The following is a 4597-nucleotide window of genomic DNA, read 5'->3' as shown; positions in this document are numbered from 1 at the left end:
GTCCTCTCCCGCCTCCAACTGCTGGTCACCCGCAAGCTCGACGGGCTCCTGCAGGGCGACTACGTCGGCCTGCTGCCCGGTCCCGGCAGCGAGGCGGGGGAGTCACGCGAGTACCGCCCCGGCGACGACGTACGCCGGATGGACTGGCCGGTCACCGCGCGTACCACCACCGCGCACGTCCGGCGGACCGTCGCCGACCGGGAGCTGGAGACGTGGCTGGCGGTGGACCTCTCCGCGAGCCTCGACTTCGGCACCGGCAGGTGGCTCAAGCGGGACGTGGTGGTGGCCACCGTGGCCGCGATCGCCCACCTGACCGTACGCGGGGGAAACCGGGTCGGCGCGGTGATCGGCACCGGGGCGGGAGCGGCCCCCGCCGGCCGCCGACGTGGCGTCCCGCCGCCCGCCGGCCCCGGCGTGCTGACCCGACTGCCCGCCCGTTCCGGCCGCCGGGAGGCCCAGGGCCTGCTCCGCGCCGTCGCCGGCACCGAACTGCGGCCGGGGCGCGGCGACCTGGGCGCCCTGATCGAGATGCTGAACCGGCCGCCCCGCCGGCGTGGCCTGGTGGTGGTGGTGTCCGACTTCCTGGCCCCGCCCGCGCAGTGGAGCCGGCCGCTGCGCAAGCTGCGGGTACGCCACGACGTGCTCGCCGTCGAGGTGGTCGACCCGCGTGAGCTGGAGCTGCCCGACGTGGGCGTGCTGCCGGTGGTCGACCCGGAGACCGGCGAGCTGCACGAGGTGCAGACGGCCGACCCGCGTCTGCGCCACCGTTACGCCGAGGCGGCGGCCGCCCAGCGCGCGGAGATCTCCGCGACGCTGCGCTCCGCCGGGGCGGCGCACCTTCGCCTGCGTACCGACCGAGACTGGCTGCTGGACATGGTGCGTTTCGTGGCCGCGCAGCGGCACACCCGCACCCGAGGGACGACACGATGATCCGTTTTGTGCAACCGTGGTGGCTGCTGGCCGTGCTGCCGGTGCTCGCCCTCGCCGCGTTCTACGTGTGGCGGCAGCGCAACCGCCGCGCGTACGCGATGCGCTTCACCAACGTGGAGCTGCTGCGCACCCTCGCGCCGAAGGGCCTCGGCTGGCGGCGGCACGTGCCGGCGACCGCGTTCCTGCTCTGCCTGCTCGTACTCGCCACCGCGCTGGCCCGGCCGGCGGTGGACACCAAGGAGCCGCTGGAGCGGGCGACAGTCATGCTCGCGATCGACGTGTCGCTGTCGATGCAGGCCGACGACGTGGCGCCGAACCGGCTGGAGGCCGCCCAGGAGGCGGCGAAGCAGTTCGTCGACGAGCTGCCCGAGAGCTACAACCTGGGGCTGGTCTCCTTCGCGAAGTCGGCGAACGTACTGGTGCCGCCGACCAAGGACCGGGGCGCGGTGACCAGCGCGATCGACGGGTTGGTGTTGGCCGAGGCGACCGCCACGGGAGAGGCCGTCTTCACCTGCCTGGAGGCGATCCGGTCGGTGCCCGCCGACGGCGCCGCCGGCATCCCGCCGGCCCGGATCGTGCTGCTCTCCGACGGCTACCGCACCGCGGGCCGCGCCGTGGAGGAGGCGGCCGCGGCCGCGCAGGCGGCGAACGTGCCCGTCTCCACCATCGCGTTCGGCACCGACGGCGGGCAGGTGGACATCGGCGGGCAGCTGCAACGGGTGCCGGTGGACCGGTTGGCCCTGGCTGAGCTGGCCGAGACGACCGAGGGCTACTTCTACGAGGCGGCCTCGGTGACCGAGCTGAAGCAGGTCTACCAGGACATGGGCAGCTCGATCGGGTTCCGCACGGAGCCCCGGGAGATCACCCAGTGGTACGCGGGCGTCGCGCTGCTGCTCGCGCTCTGCGCGGGCGCGCTGAGTCTGCTCTGGTCGTCCCGGATGCTGTGACGGCCGGGACGAGGAGAGCGAGGTCAGAAAGGTTGTCCCGCGGGCGCGACCAACCGGACGTCGCGCAGCCCGTCGCGGATGTGACGGACGATCCGGGCGGCTGCGGGCTCTCCCGGACCGGGCCGATGCGGTGATCAATCATCCGGGCGAGCGGCCCGCTCCGGGTCGGCGTCGTGGCTCGCGCCTCCCGACGCCTCCTCGCCGTCGGCCGGCCGGGTCAGCGCCCGGCGAGGACGAAGAGGACCGCCACCCAGACGGCGGCGAGGGTGAACCCCAGCGGGGCGACGTAACGACTCATGGTCGACTCCGAGTGGCGACTTGGCGGCCTCGGACGCGCCGGGGCCGTGGGGTGGAACAGGACGCACACACGAACTCGTGACCGGGAGGCTCCCGGGACCGCCCGCAACGACGGACGGCGCAGGACGTCGCCCCGACCGGAGGGCCGGGAGGGGTGACGTGCGGGAGCGGAGCTGGGTCAGCTCACCTGCTGCAGCCGTGGCTCAGCGGGGCTGACGATCGGCCCGGCCACGACTGGGAGGATCGCTATCTCGCACAGCGATCACCTCCTGCGGTCGGCGGGGCTCGGAACGATGAACATCATATACCCGGGCGGAGAGAGCCTCACATCCGGCGGGTCCACCCGGACGGGCCGGCGTGGCGGGGCCCGTCGAGCGTCGACGGCCAAGGCGACCGGGCCGACGTGGCGGGGCGTCGGTGGACGAGCGCCGCCAGCACCAGCGCGAGCAGCGGCAGCCAGCATGCGCGCGCCAGCAACCAGCGCGGACCGTCCGGGGCGGTGTGCAGCCCCGGCAGCGGTCCGCCCACGTGGGCCGCCAGCGCGGTGACCCCGACCAGGACGGGCTGGTGGCAGAGGTAGATCCGCACCGCGTACCGGTTCACCACCTGCACCGCCCGGGCCGGCCACGGCCGCCGGGTGAGTCGCAGCAGTGCCGGGCGGGCCAGCAGCCCCACCCCGATCTGGGTGACGGCCAGGGCGACCGCGAGGAGCGAGGGCGGGTTCAGGTTCGACATCGCCGCGCCGGGCACGCCGACGGCGCTGGCCGGGTACCCGGCCACGATCAGGACGGCGAGCGTCCCCGCGCCGCCGACCGCCAGCGCGGCCGCCGGTCTGCGCCCGGTGAGTCGCCCGTCGGCGTACGCCAGGCCGAGCAGGTAGGGGATCGCCCAGGCGGCCAGCAGGCGCACCGGCAGCAGCCCGCCGACCGCCGGCAGCAGCCGGTCGGCCAGGTCGGCGCCGGCCACCACGGCGACCGCCGGCACGACGCACCACCACGCCCCCCACCGGCGTACGGCTGCCCGCAGCGGGCCGGTCAGCGCCACCAGGGCGCAGAGCGGCAGCAGGAACCACAGGGGACTCACCGCGAGGGTCAGCGCGACGCCGAGCGTGTCGTCCGGGACGCCGGCCACGGTCGCCGCCAGCAGCACCGCGGCACCGCTGCCGAGCAGCGCGACGGCGGGCAGCACGAGGCGGCGCAGGCGGCGGGCGAGCCAGCGGCCCTGGCCACAGCGGTACCGCGCGGCCGAGCGGGCCGACGCGAAACCGGCGGTGAAGTAGAAGAGGCCGAGGGCCTGCAACAGCCAGGTCACCGGGGCCAGGGCGGGCATCGCGGCGAGCGGGCTGGCCTGGCCGAGCGATCCGTCGCCGGTGAGCACCAGACCGGTCACCAGCCAGTGTCCGAGCACCACGGCGGCCACGGCGTACCCGCGCAGCGCGTCGACGGGCCGGTCCCGGGTCACGGGGCCGCTCCGATCGGGGCGGGAGCGGTGCGGGCCGCGCCGGTGACCGAGCTGCCGGTGAGCACGACCGACGCCACCGCGGCCAGCGTGCCGGTGCCCGGGGCGAGGTAGCCGTCGTGCCCGTGCACACCGTCCACCGGCAGCGGGCGGGCGTCGAACTCCGGGTCGGCCGGTCGTCGGCCGTGCCCGAGACCGGGCAGCCGTACCGGCGGCACCCGGCGGATCCAGTCGTCCGGCGCCTCCGCCGCCCAGATCCGCCGGCCCGGGCCGAGCCCGCCGGCCCGGTCCACCCCGGTCCCGACGCCGCCGAGGGTCACCACGTCGGTGACCTGTGCCGGCGCGCGGTCGACGGCCAGCCCGGCGACCAGCGCGCCGTAGCTGTGCCCGATCACGGTCACCCTGGCCGACGGGTGGTGCGCGGCCAGCCCGCGTAGCGTCGCCCGCAGCGCGACGGCGCCGCGGTGGGCGGGGGCCGGACCGGCGGCCGCGAGCACGCCGTCGGGCGCGTCGTAGCCGAGCCAGGCCAGCACCGCCACCCGCGCGCCCGGGTCCGCCGCCCGCAGTGCGGCGTAGAGGGCGCGGGCCTGCCCGGCCGGAGCGCGCCGGGCGACCCCGCCCAGCCCCCGATCGAAGTCGCGCAACGTGCTGCCCACCCCGGGCACCAGCACGGCGACGCGGTCGGCCGTGCCCAGGTCGCCCAGGACCTCGACGGCGCGGCCGTCACCGCGGGGGTCGAAGAGCAGGAACCGCCGTCCGCGGGCCGCCCAGTCGGCGTACGGCGGGCCGGCCGTGCGCATCGCCGCGGCGGTGACCGGGTAGTCCTCGACGAACCCCGTCGCCGCGCCGGGCGCCGGCCGGCCGAGGAGCAGGCCGGCGCCGAGCAGGACGGCGAGCACGGCTCGGGTCGGTTCGGTCCAGCGCATCGCGTTCTCCCTTCCGGAGGCTGTCTCTTATACACATCT

At 76.2% G+C, this 4597-nt stretch carries 4 protein-coding genes; 2 read left to right on the top strand and 2 right to left on the bottom strand.

Going from position 1 to position 4597, the window contains the following annotated elements; all coding sequences use genetic code 11:
* Both E1211_RS30800 and E1211_RS30795 read left to right on the top strand, forming a co-directional pair.
* On the top strand, positions 1-930 hold a 930-nt coding region (locus E1211_RS30800; RefSeq protein WP_132353545.1), incomplete at its 5' end, for a DUF58 domain-containing protein.
* A complete protein-coding gene (locus E1211_RS30795) occupies positions 927-1877 on the top strand; it encodes a VWA domain-containing protein (RefSeq protein ID WP_132353543.1) in 951 nt (316 codons plus the stop codon). The genes E1211_RS30800 and E1211_RS30795, both read left to right, overlap by 4 nt.
* A 621-nt stretch (positions 1878-2498) precedes the next feature.
* Here the strand turns inward: E1211_RS30795 and E1211_RS30785 are convergent.
* Both E1211_RS30785 and E1211_RS30780 read right to left on the bottom strand, forming a co-directional pair.
* On the bottom strand, positions 2499-3635 hold the full coding sequence (locus tag E1211_RS30785) for an acyltransferase (RefSeq protein ID WP_132353539.1): 1137 nt from the start codon (positions 3633-3635) through the stop codon (positions 2499-2501).
* On the bottom strand, positions 3632-4558 hold the full coding sequence (locus tag E1211_RS30780) for an alpha/beta hydrolase (protein ID WP_132353537.1): 927 nt from the start codon (positions 4556-4558) through the stop codon (positions 3632-3634). The genes E1211_RS30785 and E1211_RS30780 overlap by 4 nt, the downstream gene beginning before the upstream one ends.
* Between the last annotated feature and the right edge of the window lie 39 nt (positions 4559-4597).

Source organism: Micromonospora sp. 15K316 (genome assembly GCF_004348525.1).
In the GTDB taxonomy this organism is placed as follows: domain Bacteria; phylum Actinomycetota; class Actinomycetes; order Mycobacteriales; family Micromonosporaceae; genus Micromonospora.
The sequence above is the reverse complement of the archived record's forward strand: the minus strand, read 5'-3'. Positions and strand labels throughout refer to the sequence as shown.

Excerpts from the sequence above, each read along its gene's own strand:
- E1211_RS30795 (WP_132353543.1), top strand. The coding sequence starts at position 927 with ATGATCCGTTTTGTGCAACCGTGGTGGCTGCTGGCCGTGCTGCCGGTG.
- E1211_RS30780 (WP_132353537.1), bottom strand. The coding sequence starts at position 4,558 with ATGCGCTGGACCGAACCGACCCGAGCCGTGCTCGCCGTCCTGCTCGGC.